Raw genomic sequence first — 18779 nt, forward strand, 5'->3', positions numbered from 1 at the left:
TCCGCCAGCGTGCCATTGCGAGGCTTGTTCGATGCGCCTGCTCCTTGTCGAAGACGATCCCGAACTCGGTCGGCGCCTCGGCGAACGTCTGCGCGGCGCCGATTTCGCGGTGGAGGTTGCGCGAAGCAGGAGCGAGGCGGAGGACTGGCCCGATGTTGACCAGATGGCTGCGGTGATCCTCGATCTGGGGCTGCCGGATGGAGACGGGATCGAGCTCCTCAGGCATTGGCGCGATCTGCGTATCGATACGCCGGTCCTGATTCTCACGGCACGGGGAAGCTGGCAGGACAAGGTCGAGGGCCTGAATGCGGGAGCAGATGATTTCGTTGTAAAGCCGGTCCGGTTCGAAGAGTTGCTCGCTCGGCTCAATGCCTTGTTCCGGCGCCAGCAGGGTAAGCGCCGCAACCTTATCGAAATAGGCGACCTCGCTCTCGACCCGCTGACGCGTCTGGTCGAGCAGGCCGGCCGACCATTGTCCCTGAGCAAGCAGGAATTCAAGCTGTTGCACCTGTTCATGCGCCGGGCGGGCCAGGTGATGTCGCAAGGCACGATCCTCGACGATCTATATGAACTTGGACACGAACGTGAACCCAACACGGTTGAGGTTCTGGTCGGCCGCTTACGCCGCAAGATCGGGCGTGATCGAATCGTCACTCTCAGGGGCATGGGCTACAGGTTCGAGAAATGAAAAAACGGCTCGTCCCCGGCAGCCTGCGCCTGCGCTTCCTGCTCGCAATCACAGTCTGGGTGACGCTGGGGATTGGCGCGATCTGGTTTTCGGCTGTCGGAATCTTCACTGCTCATGTTGAACGGTCCTATCACGAAGAACTCGAAGTCCACGTGCGTGAACTCGCCAGGCTGGCCGTGTTGGATAGTCAAGGCGAAATCCGGTTGAGCCGCCCCCTTTCGGACCCGCGTTTTGAGGAGCCACTGTCCGGCTTCTACTGGCAAATCAGTGTCGACGGCCGGAAGCCCTTGCGATCCAGGTCTATGACGAAAGGCACTCTCGACGAACGCATAGCCCAATCTTCCGAAATCTTGCACACGCTCGACAGTGGCCCCACTGGACCGACGATCACTTACGGCCTCGTCGAGAAAGGCCCGTCCGGTCAGATGATCCATTATGTCATCGCGACCGATCAGAGCGAACTCGACCGGCTTATCGACAGCTTCACGGGACACCTCACCTTATGGCTTGCGGGGCTCGGCAGTCTCTTGCTTGCAACTGGCCTTGCGATAATCGGCTTCGGCCTGCACCCCCTCGACCGGCTTGCACGAGCTATTGCCCGCTTGCGGCAAGGTGAGGCGGAAAAGCTCGAGGGAAGTTACCCGGCCGAGATTGCGCCGCTCGTTGGCGATCTCAATGCATATATTCGGCAAAACGCGGACATGATCGCCCGGGCGCGTGTCCAGGCGGGGAACCTCGCGCATTCGCTGCGCACTCCGCTGACCATCATCACAGACGAAGCCGAGCGCCTCGCTGGCAACCCGGAATGTTCGCAAGCGGCCCAGGTCCTTTTGGAACAAAGCAGCGCGATGGAGCAGCAGATTGCCTATCAGCTTGCCCGCGCGCGATCGTCTTCAGGCCAGCCCTATGCTGCGCGTCCGACCCGCGTCCCCGATGTCGCAGAGCCCATTATGCGAGCCATGAAACGTCTGCACCCGACCAAGCGCTTCGTTATGAGTGCGGCTGAATGCAGTCGGCTGACCATTCCGGTGGACGCGGTGGACTATGCAGAGTTGCTCTCCATTCTTCTGGACAATGCCGGCAAGTGGGCGCGTAACGAAGTCCGGCTAGTGTTCGACAGCGACGAAGACGGCGCTGTTGTGGCGAGGATTAGCGACGATGGCCCGGGCATAGAGCCCGAGAACATCGACCAAGCGTTTGTTCTGGGATCGCGCTTCGACACGAGCAAGCCGGGCGCTGGTCTCGGCTTGGCAATTGCCCACGAAATCGCCGAGGCGATAGGCGTGGGGCTGCATCTCGAAAACGCGGCGACAGGCCTGGCCGCCATGATAGTCTATCGCCCCTCGGGTCGGCCTGAGAGTAGCTGACATCCCGCACCGTTCCCCTCGTTAATCAGGCAGACCTTGTCGAGCCATGCCAACGAACATCAACCCGATGTGCTTCGTTCCCCATACGGGGCACCCATTGCGCGACGCATGGTCACCGATTCATGTGTCAGAACCGCTTGGTCACATTGAAGCCGAATATGCGCGGATCGAGTGTGAACACATTCGTGGTCAGCCCGGAATCGTCGCTGTTCGTGAAGAAATCCGTGATCGGAGTATCGTTGAACAGGTTCTTCACGTAAAACTGGAAAGCTATCTGGGATGCCGGTCGCTCCAGCGTGATTGCCAGGTTCGCATTGTCCCACGCCTTCAAACGGTCGTATTCGGTATTGTAGACCCGGGCGAAGCTCTTCGATTGACGGTAATAATCGCCGCGAAATGTGAGTTCCCAATCGCCCTCGTCGATGAAGAATGTGTATTGTGCACCGATATTGAACGTCAATCTGGGGGCATTGGGCAGTTCGTTGCCTTCGAGATCAGCATAGAAGCCCCTTCCTCCATTGGGAGCATCGGTAAGCGGATTATATTCGAAGCCATAGAACTGGTAGAGCGGCAAGCCGTCGATTTCCGGAGTAAAGGTGCCGAGTTCGGCCGTTCCACCACACAATGCGCTGAGCGCGGGGAAACCTATGCCGAATGACGTAATGGGATTGGCCAAAACCTGTTCGACGATGTCCCGCGGCGCGATGCAGTTCGACGGGACCTGCAGCCATGGGCGGATCACAACCCAATCCTCGTTCCCCTGGGTACGGTTCATGACATCTATCGACTGAGCGCCTTCCTTCAGCCGCGTTTTGAGATAACCCAGATTGGTATCGAGGCGAAAGGCGCGGGAGGGCCGCCAGGCAGCCTCGAATTCGAGACCCCAGACCGTCGCGTCGAAGTTCTCGTTCAAGGAAATGCGATCGACGATCTTGGATATCTGATAGCCCTGATAATCGTAATAGAATCCCGTCGCGTTCAAGATCAGACGGCCGCCATCGAAGCTGTTTTTCGTGCCGATTTCGAAAGCCGTCAGATATTCTGGTTCGAACGTGGCGGGCAGGGGCTGGAACTGAACGACAAAGGGATCGATGTCGGGACGCGGCGGATTGGTGCCGCCGCCCTTATAGCCACGCGAAACCGATGCGTAGATCAAAGTATCGTCGGAAAAACCCAGGTTCGGCCGCCAGTCTACGACGATCCTGCCGGTGGGCTCCGACCATTTTTGTACCACCGGATCGCCTTGGGGATAGCCACCTGCGATCGATCCGCCGCTGGTCCCGTTCGTGCCTGCGCCCAGCAGGAGCTGGCTTGGAACGGGGGTGGTGGTCTTTTTGTCCTTGGTCCAGCGGATGCCAGCGGTGATATTCACCGTATCGGCAATATTCCAGTAACCTTCCGCGAACACGGCCCAGGATTCGGTTTCGACCAGGTTCCGGCTGAGGAAATAATTGTGCCCCATCTCGTCCAGGCTGCCGAGGGGATTGGGGTCGACATAGACGCAGTCATACTCCGTCGTGCCTGGCTGGCAGTCGATATAGTCGAGCAGAGTGCCTCTACGGTTGTAAAGGTTGTAGGCCAAATAAGTGAATGCGTTGTTCAGGACGAAATAGTCATCCTGAGTTTTGAAATTCAGATAATTCGCGCCGATATTGAAGTTGAATGCTCCATCGTAATCGGATTGAAGGCGGAACTCCTGCGACCACTGGCGATTGCGCGATCGGCTTATGTCGATGGCGAGAAGCCGGTTCGATGCCCCGAGTTGCGGGTCAACGAATATGCCCCCAGGCGCGGCGAATTCCTGGTTTATGGGTATCCGTGACCCGTTCAATCCCAGCGTAAGGAGGCCGGTTGTGTCGGTGAAAATGGGGCCAGATACGAAACGGTTGTAATCCTGCGACGAATAATACCTGTCTCGTGCGTAGGCCGTTTGCGAAACCAACCGCAAACCATCCGATACTCCGAAATCGAGATTGAGCTGTACCACGTCGTTCTTGGCGCGAAAGACGGGATCGTAGCTGGTGGCGATCTCGCGGAGATCGCGCGATTGGACCACATCGGCGAAGGGGTCGCCTGGCAGAAATGCGGGAGTATTGACAAATGGGTTGTCGGGGTCCTCGCCCATGTTCACAACAAGCCGACCCGCGGCGATAAAGGCCAGGGCTTCGGCATTGGGAGCGCCATAGGCATCATCGCTGTACAGAGAGCCGGGAAGGCAGCCCTGGCTGAATTTTGAAGACAGAGGCACAGGCTCGAACTGCGAGACGGGGACCGGAGTATCCCCGATCATGGTTTTCCCAGGATCGCGGGTACACAGGTTCTTGCCGGTACGAGACCTGTTATCGTCTTCCTCGAAATGCTGCCAGACCAGATTGGCGTTGAAGCGTTTGCTCGGCTCCCATTCGAGGATGGCTCGGGTGGACCACAGGTCACGGCCATTCACCTTCTTCCCGGTAAAGGTGTTGAAGTCGTACCCGTCGCGCTTCGTCCAGGCGCCGGCTACGCGTGCTGCCAGAGTGTTGCTCAAGGGGATGTTGACCATCCCGCTTGCGCGAGTGGTCCCGAAGCTGCCGACCTCTGCCCTTATCTCCCCGGCGAAGTCCGGGGTCGGCATTGCGGGGATGAGGTTGACCACCCCTGCGGTTGCATTGCGCCCGTAGAGAGTGCCCTGGGGGCCGCGCAACACTTCGATCCGGGCCATGTCGAAGAACTCGGATTCGAACAGGCGGTTACGGATCAGCGCTGTATTGTTGAAGCTGACCGCAACGGCCGGATCCGAAGCCGCCGAGATCGATTTTGTCCCGACACCGCGGATCGAGAAATTGTACATGCTGAAATTGGATTTCGAAAAGTTGACGTTCGGCACCGCCCTGAGAAGCTCCGAACCGCCTTCGATCTTCTGATTGTTGAGCGCTTCGGCCGATATGGCCGATATGGCAATCGGGACATCCATGATGGATTCTTCGCGCTTTTGCGCCGTAACGATGATCACGTTCCCGCCGGGCGCCGACTCCGCGGTTTCGCCCGTAGCCGCCGATGCGGCTGGTTGATCGGATTCCTGACCGTAGCCTGGTGCCGATGTAAGTGCGGTGATCGCGACAATGCTCGTCGTGCATGCTGCGCGAGCGAAAAAACTTCCCTTCATATCCTCTCCCCATGTCATCGCTCGGATTGCCTCGCCGGCCCTTCGAGTGGCTCGTGCGCAGGCAAAAAGCGTAATTCTCTCGTCGTCCCGAGGTGGCCCGTGATCGGCGATTCTCATTGCCCCTCAGCAACGAAAGCCCGGATCGCATCCCGACATGACGGGCCGAAAGCTACCAATGCTGACACTCATGTCAATAAGGTTTGACATTGGCACCCATGTCAGTGATCCATTTTCGAGGAATGTTTGCGGCGATATCATCTATCGTTCGCTGGCGTTCTTGGCGCAGCTTTGGCCTTGTTATTCATGAAATATTTGAGGCGCGACGAGGCGCCAAACTGTTCTGTGATATCACGCAAATTGCGAGGTTATAAATATTTTGTAATGCCTATGATATGATGTATCAGATAGCAGAATAGGATATGTTATTTGGTCGATTACAGGATTGATTTAGATCTGTATGCGTCTTCCAAAGCATACGATCCGACAAGCCAGGGGTTGCCCCCAATATCGTCGTGATTCATCCGCTAAGTCCATGTCTGGTCGTGCATCATGAGAAGGTTGTAGTATACGATACTATAGACCTTCGCCCTTAATTATTTAGAAGAATTACACCGCGCAGCGGGCGCTCGACCAGCGCTGGCAGCGCGGGACGATTTGCATTGTATAACATAACCGTCCCATCAGCGCACAATCGACAAGAAGGGGGGCGGATCGATTTGTCAGAGCCGGATATCGGCGTATGATGCCGGGATGAAAAAACCGGAAAGGCGAGGCGGTATGGGCAAGGGAACCGTCACACCAGTCGTAGCGCGAGGCAAGTATGCCAAATCGAGCGCGACGGGCAAGAAGGCCCCCCGGCGCAAGCGCAGCGCGGAGGAAGCGCGCGAAGAAAGCATCATGGCCGCCCGGTCGCTGTTGCTGGAAGGCGGACCCGGCGCGGTGACGGTGTCCAACATCGGGAAACGGGTTGGTATGTCGCATGGCAATATCATCCATCACTTCGGTTCTGCCGCGGGGCTGCAGGCTTCGCTCATGGGCAAGATGGTGGACGATCTCGCCGAGGCGCTCGAGAGTGCGGTGGAGCAATTTCGCGAAGACCCCGATGCCCCGCGGACGGTCGTCGAGCAGGTGTTCGATGCGTTCGATTCCGGGGGCGCCGGCCAACTGGCCGCCTGGATAGTGCTGGCGAGGGATTACGAACATCTCGAACCGATTCGCGATGCGGTTCGGTCGCTCGTAGGTGCCTTTGCTGAAAAGATCTCCGGGCCCCATGCCGAAGAGCGGGTCAAGGGGGCAGTACTGACAATCGCCATTTCGGCCTTCGGGGATGCGGTCATCGGGCCGCATCTACGCGAGATGCTCGACATGGAAGACGACGAAATGCGCAGGCTGACGTCCAATATGCTGCCCCTGCTGATCACTATGCCGTTCAAGGAGGAAACCACAAAACCGGATGAAGCGGCCTAGAGCTGCGCGGTTATAGCAAACCGGATCGTCCGCCCGAGCGGGTCGAGTTCATAGCGCGAAAACCCTTCCATCCTGGTCGACGATTCGACCCATCTCCTGCTGTCGAAAAGATTCCGGACCTCGAGGGACAGCTTCAGTGCATCCACACAGTCCTTGGTTTTGGCACCGCGAATTAGCATCCCGAGTTCGAAAAAACCGCCGAAATCGAAGGTAGACGAAGGCGGATAGCGATAGGCGACTGTTCCATCGCGCGTGACCCTCGCAGGTCCGGTCCAGGTTCCGCTGAAATTTGCGCCCAGCCCCTTGCGTCCGACATTGAGATGAAAGCCAATACTGTGGCGCGCCTGGCCATTTGCGTCGAGACGATCGATGACACTCAGGCCCCTTCGGATTGCCGTCTCGCTCTTCAATTCCCACCGATGGGTTAGCGATCCCGTGATCGTCCATGGTGTGAACGCACCGCCAACTTCTTTGGCGTCCCGATGCGAATTTCGCGACTCGCTCCAACGCAAAGACAGCCCGCTTGTGAGGCGTTTGGTCACGTCCGAACCGATATTGATGGGTCGGGCATCGATTGCGATCAGCGCGCCGCTCGCGTTCCGAAAAACCCGTTCGGGGAAGGCGGCCTCCACTTCGGGTGTCAACGCCGGCAGAGAGGCGATCCCGCCTTGCGCCTTGGCGTGGCGGTATCCAAGATCGAGGGAAAGAACGTGCCCGTCGAAAGGCGAGGCGCGCAGGTCGGCCGTGAAACTCTCGAGGCTCCCCCCAACCAGGGCGTCATTGCCGCCCAGGCGGAAAAGGGGCTGGACATACTCTCCGCGCGTGAAATCGAACACCCGCTTCAATATCTCGACCCTCGGAGCGTAGAGTTGATCGTATGTGGGTTCGGTATTCTCATGCGAATAGGCGACGCGAAGGTTCACCGACTTCACGGGTGACCAGTCGATCGCACCGCCGATCCGATAGTTCGTCGGCGCACCGCTAACCTTGCGGAAAGCCCCCGTTGCGCTGGCATCTACCTTTCCAAGCCCGGATAGCAGCTCTGTTCCCGCGCCAGCCAGGGGGAGCGAAAACGAAAGCAGGCCGTCCACCTGCTCGCTATGCGTTACGCTGCTAGAAGAGCCGTCGGCGGAAGGGGCGAAGTCGGTGAACTTCACGCGCCGATGGCCCGCGTTCAAAGACAGGCTCGCGCGGGCAAGGCCGGCTGGAAGAGAGGCGATGGTATTACCCGTGGTCAGAGAGAGGGTGTAGGCTTCCGATTTCGAACGCAGGCGGTTCGTTTGCGAGAGCAGACCACCATCACCGGCCGTTCGAGTTTGGCCATCATCGACGACCTGCTGCGGCCCATCGGTGCGATAGCCGCTTTCCCTGTCTGTGGTTGCCCAATCCACACTGTAGCGCAGCCCCAGATTGGACTGCCATCCCGCAACGGGGCCGGAGATCGCGAGACCTGCGGCAAGGCTTTCGGACGTCTGGCGATTTTCCAAGGCCGTGAGATGGCGCCGTAAAGGCCGCGAAACGGTGTCCGGGGGCAGGCCGATCTTCTGTATGCTCTGGCTGCGATTTGCCGCAATGCTCAGCGTGCCGCTGAAAGCGCCGAAGGGATGGGTGGCGCTTGCATTGACCCCAGCGGAGTGCGCTCGCGGCAACAAGGCTTCGTATTCGGCCGGATCGATTGAATCGTTGCTCCGGTGGAGATTATCGACCTCATGTGAAACTGCCGCCCGTGCCGGAAAAAAGCGCTCGCTCTTGAGAAGCTCGGTGTCATGCGAATAGGTCGCCCCGATATTCCACCGCGTATCGTGATCGATGGCGAACCGGCCGACCGAGAGCTTGCTGCTCCCCCTGCCGCCGGCCGTGGGGGCTTCCGCGCCCGCTTCCGAGCGCCAGGTTGCAAAGCGCCGCTTGAGTTCGAGGTTTACGACACGCTTACCCTGGGCAAAGCCATAGGTTGCCGCCGCGTTTTTCGGTAGAATGGCAATGCGGGCCAAAGCTTCCTTGGGATACTCGTCTAGTTCGCCAGGATTGGCAATGCGCCTGCCATTGACGAGCACTTCGGGCATCTGCCCGGAACCGCTCACCAGAAAGGCGGTGGCTTCCAGAAGTTCGCCGATCGTCGTGGCCGCGAAGGAGGCTATCTCGCTCTCCCCGATCTCGGCCTCCGCGTCGATTTCCGCACGGCCCCAACGTTTGCCTTCGACGATAATCGGCTGGCCTTGAGGATCGTCCTCGCCCGCTTCTGCGATCTGGTCGGGTGCCTCGTCGCTTGTCACCGGGCCGGTCCGGGCAAACACCGAACCGCCTTCACCAATTGGAAAGGCGCACAAGATGATGGACCAAGCTATTCGCACGCGTACCCGGGAGGTGCGCGGCGTTTGGCCGCGGCAGGACTGCCGCAGTCCCTTCCACTCGAGGTTGGCCTTGAAGGTAATGAGACGCCTTTATCGTTTTGCGCGGCAATTGTGCTGGGCTGAGCCGACCAAAAAAGGCGCGCGTACCACGCGCGCCCTTCAAGGCTGAGGAGCTTGCCAGCTACTCTGCTGACGTCAACGTCACGGGGTGATGCTCAGCGGGGAGCCGGCAGTCTGGCTCAGAGTGCCCTCCATCTTGCAATCGGCGCCACTGGTCGCAGAAGAATTCGAAAGCGGGACGCTCAGAGTGATATTGCGCGGCGAGGCGGAGTTGCCACCCCAGACAGTCTTGATCGGCCCGGTGCATGTGCCCGAGCTGAGCGGCGGATCGATCACCAGACCGGAAATGGTCACGTAAGTGCCATCGTAAACAACCGAGCCTGTGCCGTTGACGGCGATCAGGCCGCATGGGAAGCCGCCGCCGATTGAAGCCGTAGCCGATGCACTGGAACCCGCCGTAGCGTCGACATTGACTGTCAGCGTGCAATTGTACTTGAGGCCGTCTTTCTGGACTGAAACGGGTCCGGAGAAGGTCGAAGTGCTCGCTGGCGTATAAGTATCGGCCATGGCCGCCGGGGCGATAACAAGTGCCGCTGCACCAGCCAGAATTCCTACATTCTTTAACATATTCCATCCTCTCCATTGTTTATCTGCATCGAAGCGAATCGATACAAGTAAAGAGTAGTCGAGTCGACAATGATGTCAATGTTGGTTATAAATGGCATTTTAACCCACTCGGGTAACTTCCACGGGGGCCGGTGCCAGTGGATCATCGCTTAATATGGGGCCGATTGAAGCGCGGCGGTGTTTACTGGCGGGTGATTTGTTTTGTTCGGCGTGTGCTCCGTAATTGTCGGATCGGTGTCGGTATTTGGGCCTGCCCGGCCGGCTCTATGGAGCTCTCCAAACTGGCTTTCGAAATTGACCTGTCTCAATCGCCACAATCCACCCAAACGATCCCCCGATGAGCCCGCGCCCGATCGGGACCGAACCTCTGTCATCAAGTGTAAACTCGCTGCTGCTGCAGCGCTTAGTTCGCCCGCGTCCAGATCTTGGTCCGGCAGAACACCGCGACGCAGCCCTTGATCCTGAGCTTGCCATTGGACAGCAACGTTATCTTCGCCGAACGTGCACCATCGCCTGTTTCCGGATCGTAGACTGGCCCCCCGGACCATTCAGTCGGTCCGCCGGTTACGTCCCGCAGCACGACCAGGCCCTTGAGCTTGCGATTGCGGAGGCGAGGGTTGGAATTACGCTCGTCGCGCTGATCTGGATTGGTGCGTAGTCGCGCCGCGTCGACGATCCTGCCGCAATAGGCGTCGCCGCAGCGGTAGATCTGCACTTTTCCGCCCTCACTGCCGGTATTCCATACCCCAGTGATGCTCGCCCCCTGAGCCAATGTGGGGGTGCCGAGTGTGGCTGCCACGGCAACTGCCAAGACTGCTTGTTTCATTGGGCTTTTCCTTCGGCGAAACCGCCTTTTGCGCGAGCGATTTCTCGCAGCAACGGTAATACCTGCCAGGATTGGGAGGCCAGGCTGACGTTCGGGTGTGGTGCGACGGCGGCTGAACCCGCTGAGGGCAATGGTTGTCTTGATCATAGCTCATCACCCCGTCGACAGATCGTATCGCGCATGCGTCTTGGCGAGCAAATCGCGATCGTCGTGGTCCCATGGATGAAAACCGGGGCGATAATATCGGGCATATGGCACCATAATTCGCCGCAGAGCGCCGGGTGCCACCAGTAGGTATTTCAGGGTTCTCCACCAGGTCTTCGGTGTGTTTATCCCGTCCTGGCGATAGAGCGAGGCCATGTTCGCGCCGATCACGCCCATCACCACCCAGGTTGAAATCATCATGGCCGCGACGCGGACCAGATAGCGGCGCGTCCGCGACCAGTCCTTGGTCGCCAGCAGGAACGTGTCATAGGCCACGGCCTTGTGCTCGAGTTCTTCCACCGCATGCCAGCTCCAAAGCCGTCGCGCTTCCTCGGGCGCTCCGGCAAGATCCGCGCTATCAGCGGAAAGCAGGGCATGGGCGAGAATGGCGGTGAAGTGCTCGAGCGCACAGGTTGCGGCGAGTTTGCGGACATCGCTCCTTTTTTCATGAGAGGTCAGCGCACGCTTGGCTCTGCGTTCGAGCGCGGCGATGTCGTACCCTCCCTTGGCGGCGAAGGCGTTGAACTCGAGATGTTCGCGGCTGTGCACCGCCTCCTGACCGATGAAACTCTTGATCTGTGATTTGAGGGGTTCGCTTGCGAGCCCCTGAAAGCGACGAACACTGTCCATGAAAAATCTCTCCCCATCGGGGAAAGTCGATGACAGCGCATTGAAGAACGCGGTCGGCACCGGATCTCCGCCGTGCCACCAGCGCTCAGCATCGGACGGCCCGGACTCGAGCCGGAATTTAAGGTTCCGTACCGGAATTACGAGATTGTCCGGGCTTTTCGAATGATAAGACATCGCTCGACTCCATTTTGACATCAATGTCAATCTACGATGTTTGGAGCCGGTGTCAACGATATGTGATTTGGGGCCCGACCGGCCGGGATGCACGCTGTTTCCAGAAGGGTCCTGTGTTCGATTCGCGGCGAGGGTTCCCGCGCGGGCACTTCACGTTCGCGGTATGCGTCTGCAAGGCAGGGCGGAGAGCGGCTGACGGAGGGTGTGCTCGGTTAGCCGTCTTGCGAGTGCTGTTCGTGCATCATGGACCAGAAGATCTGTGCCGAACAACTGATGAGCACGAAGCCCGCCAGCGCCTCGACGCCGGCGATTATGCGTAGATGGCCGGTCGGATAGATGTCGCCCAGGCCGAGAGTCGTCATGGTCACGAGCGAAAAGTAGAAATGATCCATCCAGCCGAGCGATTGCGTCCCGGCGAACGTGCCGAGCCCCCATTCTACGCCAAGCCCAAATCCGGTGGCGAACAGGGCGACGACGAGCAGGTGGGAGAGGAACACGAGCAGCGAAATAGCCAGTTTGACTGCGAAGTCGTTGCGCCGTGCCAGCCATCGATGACCCACACCGAGACTGGCGAGATGAAGTCCCACCGAGAGCAGAAACAGCGCCATGGCGAGGCCGAGCGCGATCACCATCGTCATCGGACGGGTTCTTCACGCCCCGCTTCGTTCGAGGCACGCGCCTCCGGTTTGCGGCTCAGATAGATACGCTCCGCCAGGAAGACCGTGCCGATCAGCACAGCGGCGATAACCAGGATCATCGGATCGCTGGCCAGCTTGATCGATGCGAACGCGACCAGCACCACGGCATCGGCAGCAAGTGCGGTCAGCAATATCCAGCTTTTGGCATCGATCTCGTGGCGCAGGTGGCGCCACACGCCCCAATGTACCAGCATGTCCATTACCAGATAAAAAATCGCGCCGAGGGAGGCGATGCGCGCCAGGTCGAAAAGGACCGCCAACGTGCCCGCAATAACAACCGTGTAAACCAGCATATGACTGCGGATGCCGCCGCTCATGCCGAAATGGCTGTGCGGGATCATCTCCATCTCGGTCAGCATGGTAAGCATGCGGGAGACGGCAAAGACACTGGCGATCACGCCCGACATGGTCGCGGACAGTGCGATGACGATCGTGAAGTAGAAGCCAAGCTCGCCCAGTGCGGGACGAGCGGCTGCGGCCAGCGACGTATCGCGCGTGGCGACGATTTCGGGGATCGTCAAGCTTGCGCCGACGCCAAAGGCGACCAGCAGATAAACTGCCACGCAAATGGCAATGGAAATCATGATCGTGCGACCGACATTGCGGTGCGGATCGACGATTTCGCCGCCACTATTGGTGATAGTGGTAAAGCCCTTGAAAGCCAGGATCGAAAAGGCGACGGAGGCGAGCAGCGCCTCGCCATTCGTCACACGCACAGGCCCGGCGAACGCGCCGCTGTCGAAACCGCTGGCCCAGATTGCCGCCAGCGCAAACAGCGCGATGCCGCCGATCTTGATTGCGGACATGACCAGCGATAGCCAGCTGACCGAGCGGTTGCCCGACGCATTGACCAGATAAGCGAAGGCGATCAGCCCCAAAGCCAGCGCGGAGACCAGAAGCCCTTTGCCATCGGCTTCGAAGGGGCGCAGCGCATAGGTGGCGAAGGTCCGCGCGACGAGGCTTTCGTTGATGACCATCGACAGGGCCATCAGCAGCGAGGCCGAGGCCGCGACCGTGCCCGGACCATAAGCCTTTTGCAGGATCATGGCGATGCCACCCGAGGACGGCCAGGCGTTGGACATCTTGATATAGCTGTATGCGGCGAGCGACGTGATGATCGCGCCCGCAACGAAGGAAAGTGGGAAGAGGGGACCGGCCAGTTCGGCAATCTGGCCGGTCAGCGCGAATATACCCGCACCGATCATCACGCCTGTGCCCATGGCGACGCCACCTGCAAGGCTGATCGAGCCCTTCTCGGAAGGGTCCGTGTGGCTGTGTTGCTCCATTCGCCTAGAGTTTCGCGCTACGCAGCCGCAGCGAATTGAGTACCACCGAGATTGAGGAGGCGCTCATCGCGAAGGCAGCGAACATCGGGCTGATGAGGATGCCGAAAAAGGGGTAAAGCACGCCTGCTGCGACCGGCACGCCTGCTGCATTGTAGATCAACGCGAAGAACAGGTTCTGTCGGATGTTGCGCATCGTTGCGCGGGCAAGCCGCCGAGCGCGGACGATCCCGTCCAGATTGCCCTTCACCAGCGTGATCCCGGCACTTTCGATCGCGACATCGGCACCGGTGCCCATGGCGATTCCGACATCGGCCTGAGCCAGGGCAGGCGCGTCGTTCACGCCATCACCGGCCATGGCGACCTTCGCGCCAGCCTGCTGCAATTCGCGGATGATCCGCGCCTTGTCCTCGGGCAGCACGTCGGCACGCACTTCGTCGATCCCCAAACGCGCCGCCACGGCATTCGCGGTACGCTCATTGTCTCCGGTCGCCATGATGATGCGCAGACCGAGCGCGTGCAGGTCCGCCAGTGCGGCGGGAGTCGTCCGCTTGACCGGGTCGGCGACCGCGACCAGCCCCGCCAGAGTGCCGTCGACACTCACGAACATGACCGTTTCGCCATTGTCCCGGCGCAGACCGGCTTTTTCCCGTGCGGCCGCATTGCGGCCCACACCGATCAGATCGAGCATCGCACCGTTTCCGAGCGCTATCGCCCTGCCGCCTACCGCGCCGCGCACGCCCTTGCCGGTTACCGCCTCGAAATCCTCGGCGGTTTCCATGGCAACCTGGCGCTCCTCGGCTCCGCGCACAATGGCCTCGGCAAGCGGATGTTCGGATCCCCGTTCGAGCGAGGCTGCGAGCGCCAGGACCTCGTCCTCAGTGAAATCGGCCTCGGGCAGCACCGCGACCAGTTGCGGCTTGCCTTCGGTCAATGTCCCGGTCTTGTCGACGATCAGCGTGTCGATGGTTTCAAACCGTTCCAGTGCTTCGGCGTTCTTGATCAGCACACCCACCTGAGCGCCGCGCCCGGTTGCGGTCATGATCGACATCGGTGTCGCAAGGCCAAGCGCGCAGGGGCATGCGATGATCAGCACCGCAACCGCAGCGACCAGGGCGTAGGCGAGCGCCGGGGCTGGACCCCATATCGCCCAAGCGATGAAGGCGAGCGCCGCGATCGCGATCACCGCAGGCACGAACAGACCCGCCACCTTGTCGGCATATTTCTGGATCGGCGCGCGCGAACGCTGGGCTGCGGCGACCATCTCCACGATCTGGGACAGCATGGTATCAGCGCCGACACGCTGCGCTTCGATCACGAGGCTGCCGGTGCCGTTGATTGTCGCGCCCGTGACGGCGTCACCAACGGTCTTTTCAACCGGAACGGGTTCGCCGCTGATCATGCTTTCATCGATCGAGGAGCGGCCTTCTGTGACGGTGCCGTCAACCGGCACTTTCTCGCCCGGGCGCACGCGCAGCAGGTCTCCGACCGCGACATGGTCCAGCTCGATTTCCTCTTCCGTGCCGTCGGGGCGGATTACGCGGGCGGTCTTGGCGGCGAGATCGAGCAGGGCACGGATCGCCTTGCCCGTGCCTTCGCGCGCGCGCAGCTCCATCACCTGGCCCAGCAGAACCAGAGTGACGATGACCGCGGCGGCTTCGAAATAGACGCCGACATGGCCTTGGGCATCGCGGAAGCCGGCAGGGAATATTTCGGGCGCGATCACGGCCGCTACGCTGAACAGCCAGGCCGCGATAACGCCCATGGATATCAGCGAGAACATGTTGAGGTTGCGCGTGCGAAAACTGGTCCACCCGCGTACCATGAACGGCCAGCCGCTCCACAGCACGACCGGCGTGCCCAGAACTAATTCAAGCCACAGCGTGCCGCGCTCGCCGAGGATGTCCCGCACTTCGGGAAAGCCGAGATATGGCGCCATGGTGAGCACCAGCAGCGGGATGGTCAGAACCGTGCCAATCCAGAACCGGCGGGTGAAATCGACCAGTTCGGGATTCGGCTCGTCGACGGCCATGGCGGCCGATTCCAGCTCCAGACCCATGCCGCATAGCGGGCAACTGCCCATACTGGTGCGGCGCACTTCGGGGTGCATCGGGCAGGTCCAGACCGGACCGTCGTAACCGGCGGGAACTTCGTCGTAACGTCCGTCGGTGGATGCAGGTGTGTCGTGGCCTTGATGGCAACCGGAATGATCGCTCATGCCGGATACCGCTTTGCGAAGAACCGATAGAGCGGAACGCCGATCAGGGCGATATACCAGCCATAGGCAAAGGCGCTGATCAGACCGGACAGGAATGCCGTCCAGGTCAACCATTCGAAACCTGGCAGGAGAGGCGCCCAAGCCGTCCACATGCGCATTGCGTCCGGCATAAGGAGGCCGAAGCCAATACAGATCAAGTAGGAAATCGCGAGGAAGGTGGAGATCGTCCAGCCCCAGCGCGATATTGCATTACCCATTGTTTCCTGAATTGCCATGTCAGCCCCCTTGCTGTCGGCGTTCCGTGTCGTGTCTTTTGTTGGCCAACTCAGTCCGGCCGACGGGCAATTTGCCCTGTTGCAAGGGCCGCTTCGTTGTCGGCCTTTGCGCTTTTATTCTCATCCATCATCGAGCCCGAGAACGTCCTGCCCTCATCCTTTTTGCAGCGCTCCATGGTGCCGCCTTCGCGGTTCTGGCAGCATTTGGTCATGTCGCGCTCCGTTGCGATCAGTGGCTATCACGCGTCGTTTTAGCGGTAGCTGGCATAGGTGCGGATGCCGGCCTTCCCGAAGGAAACGACCTTGTAGGGCTGGTAATGTTGTTCATGGCCGACAGCCTCCATACCGGGTGAGCCGAGCGGCATTCCGGGTACGGCGATGCCGGTTACACCGTTGGGCTTTTCCTTCAGCAGGCGAGCGATTTCCTTGGCCGGGACATGGCCTTCGATCACGTAACCGGCCACCGTCATCGTGTGGCAGGATGCAAGGTCGGCGGGCACGCCTCTAGCCTTTTTGATCTGCGCCATGTCGGCGCGGTTGACCACCGCTATATCGACCTTGAGCTTGGCTTTCATTTGCTCGGCCCATTTGTGGCAGCAACCGCAGTTCGGATCACGATACATGGTGTAAGTGGCAGCCTGCGCCGCCTGCGACAGGGCTGCGAGCGACAGGGTGGTTGCGACCGCGAGGGACTTGAGCGTTTTCATGTCTCGATCCTTGTTCTGTTCATAGTCCGAGGTGATTGGGTCCGAAGACCATCTCGCCACCGAGATAGCCCTGGTAAAGAATGGCAGCTCCCAGCAACGCAAGAAGAGCGCGTAGGGGTGTCCGCGAGGGGCGTGCTGTTGCCCACCAGGCGACCAACGAGACGATTGCGATCACCGTGCCATTCCACCGATGCAGGCCGAGCGTTTCGGACCTGTCGGTCAGGCGCCAGCCTGCGGCAAACCAGCCGAGCACAGCAGCAAAGGTGGCGCCCAGTGCCCCGCCGGCGACAAGAATACGAATGCTCGTTTCCAGTCCGAGAGCTGGGCGGGCCAGCAATACAAGCTCGGCGAGAAACGCCGTTAGGAGCAAGGCGATCGGGAAATGCGCGGCAAAGGGATGCAGGCGGCCAAGGACGTCGGAGAGGGAGAGGGATCTATCCTCGACCGCCTGCGAGACGGCTGGGCCATCCAGCGTCTCGGAGGGTGCTGTTGCACCCATCTCGATTGACGCCGCCGCCTCGCCATGCGTGGACGCCATAATTGCTGCCATTTCCGCGTCAGACATATCCTGCTGATGCGCTTCGTGGGCGAACGCGCCGGTGGCTGGACCCGCGAATAGCAGAGCGGCGAGAAGGGCGGAGAGAACGAGCTTCATGTCGAACAGTACGTGGGTGTGCCAACCATCCCTCAAAAAAATTGTTGAGTGTCAGTTCGGTGCAGCGCGTATAAAGGGCATGAAGAGCCATTTCACGAAAGACCGAATACGATGAGCGATTACGATCAGATCGACCAGGGCCTGAAAGGCCTTTCCCGGCTCACCGCTTCATCGCAAGCGAGTATCTCTTTCGATGCGGTATGGGAGCGAGCCGGACAGTTACAGGCAAAGCACGAGGCCAGGCAGCGCAGTGCGATGTTCGCGGCGCTCTTCGCGATCGGGCTGGGCGCGGGCATGGGTGTGCCCCAGACAGCGGCGTTCGCCTCCGATGTTCCGTCCATCACTCTTTCGGGCGGCGACCTGACGCCTTCTGCCCTGCTTCATGTAACACGATGAGCATAAAGCCCTGGCATCTTGCCATCGCGGTACTGCTGGCGGCTCTGGCCGGGTGCATCGGGGCGCTGGCGGCAGATCGGTGGATCCGTGCGAATGACGAGCCGACGCTGCACGAATTCGTCCACGACGAACTCGAGTTGACTGCGGAGCAGAGCAAGCAGCTCGAAACCCTCGAAGCGGCCTATGCCGTGGAACACAAAGAACTGGAACTTGCACTGCGCGCCGCCAATGCAAGATTGGCGCGCGCCATGGACGACGAACACGAGTTCGGTCCCGAAGTCGCCGCCGCCATCGACGAGGTGCATGCGCGCATGGGCGCCTTGCAAAAGGCGACCATCAACCACGTATTCGATATGCGCAAACTTCTGAACCCGGCCCAGCAGCAGCGGTTCGATAGGCATGTCAGCACCGCTTTAACGCGCGACCCGCGCGCTTGAGAAGCTCGGTTGAAGCAGGAACCAGGCAGCGAAAAGGTTCTGGTCGAGCGCGTGCGGGAGGGCGATCGGCAGGCGTTTGCCGCACTCATCCGACCGGAAGTCCAGCGGCTGATCGCCATGGCCAATCGGATGCTCGGCGCTCCGGCCCAGGCCGAAGAATGCGTTCAGGATGCCCTCGCATCGGTTTGGGTGGCGCGCGCACGCCTTGATCCCCAGCGTCCGTTTACGCCGTTCGTGACCACGGTTGTGCTGAACAAGTGCCGCGATCGGTTGAGGCGCCGTAAGGTCACGGGCATTTTCGGTTTTCCGGACCAGATCGACGATTTGTCCATCGCCGACGATACTCCCAGTCCGGAAGCCCAGGCGATCGACCGGCAAAAGCTACTGCATTTGCGCGAAGCGCTCGACAAGCTGCCCATGAAACTGCGTGAGGCTCTTGTCCTCGTGGCTGTGGACGAACGCAGCCAACGAGAGGCGGCTGACATTCTCGGCGTTAGCGAAAAGACCGTGGAAACCCGGGTCTATCGTGCCCGCAAGACTCTGCGAAAAAAGTTCGACCGAAACTGAGGGG

At 60.1% G+C, this 18779-nt stretch carries 18 protein-coding genes; 6 read left to right on the forward strand and 12 right to left on the reverse strand.

Annotated features, from left to right (window positions below):
* Positions 1-31 precede the first annotated feature (31 nt).
* Both MUY37_RS12905 and MUY37_RS12910 read left to right on the forward strand, forming a co-directional pair.
* Positions 32-688 (forward strand): response regulator, encoded by a 657-nt coding sequence (locus MUY37_RS12905; protein ID WP_499195771.1) that lies wholly within the window; start codon positions 32-34, stop codon positions 686-688.
* Positions 685-2055, forward strand: a complete 1371-nt coding sequence (locus tag MUY37_RS12910; protein ID WP_499195772.1) for an ATP-binding protein — start codon at positions 685-687, stop codon at positions 2053-2055. The genes MUY37_RS12905 and MUY37_RS12910 overlap by 4 nt, the downstream gene beginning before the upstream one ends.
* Before the next feature lie 127 nt (positions 2056-2182).
* Here MUY37_RS12910 and MUY37_RS12915 read toward each other — a convergent pair whose 3' ends face one another.
* On the reverse strand, positions 2183-5200 hold the full coding sequence (locus MUY37_RS12915; protein WP_499195773.1) for a TonB-dependent receptor: 3018 nt from the start codon (positions 5198-5200) through the stop codon (positions 2183-2185).
* 777 nt (positions 5201-5977) lie between these two features.
* Between MUY37_RS12915 and MUY37_RS12920 the strand changes: the two genes are divergently transcribed.
* The gene (locus MUY37_RS12920; protein WP_499195774.1) at positions 5978-6667 is read left to right on the forward strand and encodes a TetR/AcrR family transcriptional regulator; all 690 of its coding nucleotides are present in this window, start codon (positions 5978-5980) and stop codon (positions 6665-6667) included.
* On the opposite strand, the gene MUY37_RS12925 is transcribed toward MUY37_RS12920, so the two are convergent.
* The 11 genes from MUY37_RS12925 to MUY37_RS12975 form a co-directional block, all read right to left on the reverse strand.
* On the reverse strand, positions 6664-8961 hold the full coding sequence (locus MUY37_RS12925; protein WP_499195775.1) for a porin family protein: 2298 nt from the start codon (positions 8959-8961) through the stop codon (positions 6664-6666). The genes MUY37_RS12920 and MUY37_RS12925 overlap by 4 nt on opposite strands.
* A gap of 258 nt (positions 8962-9219) precedes the next feature.
* A complete protein-coding gene (locus tag MUY37_RS12930) occupies positions 9220-9705 on the reverse strand; it encodes a PraA/PraB family alkane oxidation protein activator (protein ID WP_499195776.1) in 486 nt (161 codons plus the stop codon).
* Positions 9706-10108: 403 nt separating this feature from the next.
* On the reverse strand, positions 10109-10531 hold the full coding sequence (locus MUY37_RS12935; RefSeq protein ID WP_499195777.1) for a DUF2147 domain-containing protein: 423 nt from the start codon (positions 10529-10531) through the stop codon (positions 10109-10111).
* Positions 10532-10684: 153 nt separating this feature from the next.
* Positions 10685-11539 carry a metal-dependent hydrolase gene (locus MUY37_RS12940; protein WP_499195778.1) on the reverse strand — a complete coding sequence of 285 codons (855 nt, stop codon included), beginning with the start codon at positions 11537-11539 and terminating at the stop codon, positions 10685-10687.
* A 212-nt stretch (positions 11540-11751) separates the two neighbouring features.
* On the reverse strand, positions 11752-12177 hold the full coding sequence (locus MUY37_RS12945) for an ion channel (RefSeq protein ID WP_499195779.1): 426 nt from the start codon (positions 12175-12177) through the stop codon (positions 11752-11754).
* Entirely contained in the window at positions 12174-13457 is a 1284-nt protein-coding gene (locus MUY37_RS12950) for an APC family permease (protein WP_499196132.1), read from the reverse strand. Before MUY37_RS12950 ends, MUY37_RS12945 begins: the two co-directional genes overlap by 4 nt.
* Positions 13458-13527: 70 nt before the next feature.
* Positions 13528-15738, reverse strand: coding sequence for a copper-transporting P-type ATPase (locus MUY37_RS12955; RefSeq protein ID WP_499195780.1), 2211 nt, complete (start codon positions 15736-15738; stop codon positions 13528-13530).
* Positions 15735-16013 (reverse strand): DUF5676 family membrane protein, encoded by a 279-nt coding sequence (locus MUY37_RS12960; protein ID WP_236925596.1) that lies wholly within the window; start codon positions 16011-16013, stop codon positions 15735-15737. Before MUY37_RS12960 ends, MUY37_RS12955 begins: the two co-directional genes overlap by 4 nt.
* A gap of 50 nt (positions 16014-16063) precedes the next feature.
* Positions 16064-16225, reverse strand: a complete 162-nt coding sequence (locus MUY37_RS12965; RefSeq protein WP_499195781.1) for a hypothetical protein — start codon at positions 16223-16225, stop codon at positions 16064-16066.
* A 39-nt stretch (positions 16226-16264) separates the two neighbouring features.
* A complete protein-coding gene (locus tag MUY37_RS12970; protein WP_499195782.1) occupies positions 16265-16720 on the reverse strand; it encodes a DUF411 domain-containing protein in 456 nt (151 codons plus the stop codon).
* Positions 16721-16739: 19 nt separating this feature from the next.
* Complete coding sequence (locus tag MUY37_RS12975; RefSeq protein WP_499195783.1) at positions 16740-17375, reverse strand: DUF2231 domain-containing protein; 636 nt, start codon at positions 17373-17375, stop codon at positions 16740-16742.
* 111 nt (positions 17376-17486) lie between these two features.
* On the opposite strand from MUY37_RS12975, the gene MUY37_RS12980 reads away from it, so the two are divergent.
* From MUY37_RS12980 to MUY37_RS12990, 3 genes are read left to right on the forward strand one after another with little or no spacing between them, the layout of a single operon-like run.
* Complete coding sequence (locus MUY37_RS12980; RefSeq protein WP_499195784.1) at positions 17487-17771, forward strand: hypothetical protein; 285 nt, start codon at positions 17487-17489, stop codon at positions 17769-17771.
* Positions 17768-18208 (forward strand): periplasmic heavy metal sensor, encoded by a 441-nt coding sequence (locus MUY37_RS12985; protein WP_499195785.1) that lies wholly within the window; start codon positions 17768-17770, stop codon positions 18206-18208. Before MUY37_RS12980 ends, MUY37_RS12985 begins: the two co-directional genes overlap by 4 nt.
* Before the next feature lie 9 nt (positions 18209-18217).
* Positions 18218-18775 carry an RNA polymerase sigma factor gene (locus tag MUY37_RS12990; protein ID WP_499195786.1) on the forward strand — a complete coding sequence of 186 codons (558 nt, stop codon included), beginning with the start codon at positions 18218-18220 and terminating at the stop codon, positions 18773-18775.
* Positions 18776-18779: the final 4 nt, after the last annotated feature.

The organism is Qipengyuania sp. ABI-127-1, from assembly GCA_022953095.1.
Lineage (GTDB): Bacteria > Pseudomonadota > Alphaproteobacteria > Sphingomonadales > Sphingomonadaceae > Qipengyuania.

Excerpts from the sequence above, each read along its gene's own strand:
- MUY37_RS12905 (WP_499195771.1), top strand. The coding sequence starts at position 32 with ATGCGCCTGCTCCTTGTCGAAGACGATCCCGAACTCGGTCGGCGCCTC.
- MUY37_RS12910 (WP_499195772.1), top strand. The coding sequence starts at position 685 with ATGAAAAAACGGCTCGTCCCCGGCAGCCTGCGCCTGCGCTTCCTGCTC.
- MUY37_RS12915 (WP_499195773.1), bottom strand. The coding sequence starts at position 5,200 with ATGAAGGGAAGTTTTTTCGCTCGCGCAGCATGCACGACGAGCATTGTC.
- MUY37_RS12920 (WP_499195774.1), top strand. The coding sequence starts at position 5,978 with ATGGGCAAGGGAACCGTCACACCAGTCGTAGCGCGAGGCAAGTATGCC.
- MUY37_RS12930 (WP_499195776.1), bottom strand. The coding sequence starts at position 9,705 with ATGTTAAAGAATGTAGGAATTCTGGCTGGTGCAGCGGCACTTGTTATC.
- MUY37_RS12935 (WP_499195777.1), bottom strand. The coding sequence starts at position 10,531 with ATGAAACAAGCAGTCTTGGCAGTTGCCGTGGCAGCCACACTCGGCACC.
- MUY37_RS12940 (WP_499195778.1), bottom strand. The coding sequence starts at position 11,539 with ATGTCTTATCATTCGAAAAGCCCGGACAATCTCGTAATTCCGGTACGG.
- MUY37_RS12945 (WP_499195779.1), bottom strand. The coding sequence starts at position 12,177 with ATGACGATGGTGATCGCGCTCGGCCTCGCCATGGCGCTGTTTCTGCTC.
- MUY37_RS12950 (WP_499196132.1), bottom strand. The coding sequence starts at position 13,457 with ATGGGCACAGGCGTGATGATCGGTGCGGGTATATTCGCGCTGACCGGC.
- MUY37_RS12955 (WP_499195780.1), bottom strand. The coding sequence starts at position 15,738 with ATGAGCGATCATTCCGGTTGCCATCAAGGCCACGACACACCTGCATCC.
- MUY37_RS12960 (WP_236925596.1), bottom strand. The coding sequence starts at position 16,013 with ATGGCAATTCAGGAAACAATGGGTAATGCAATATCGCGCTGGGGCTGG.
- MUY37_RS12965 (WP_499195781.1), bottom strand. The coding sequence starts at position 16,225 with ATGACCAAATGCTGCCAGAACCGCGAAGGCGGCACCATGGAGCGCTGC.
- MUY37_RS12970 (WP_499195782.1), bottom strand. The coding sequence starts at position 16,720 with ATGAAAACGCTCAAGTCCCTCGCGGTCGCAACCACCCTGTCGCTCGCA.
- MUY37_RS12975 (WP_499195783.1), bottom strand. The coding sequence starts at position 17,375 with ATGAAGCTCGTTCTCTCCGCCCTTCTCGCCGCTCTGCTATTCGCGGGT.
- MUY37_RS12980 (WP_499195784.1), top strand. The coding sequence starts at position 17,487 with ATGAGCGATTACGATCAGATCGACCAGGGCCTGAAAGGCCTTTCCCGG.
- MUY37_RS12985 (WP_499195785.1), top strand. The coding sequence starts at position 17,768 with ATGAGCATAAAGCCCTGGCATCTTGCCATCGCGGTACTGCTGGCGGCT.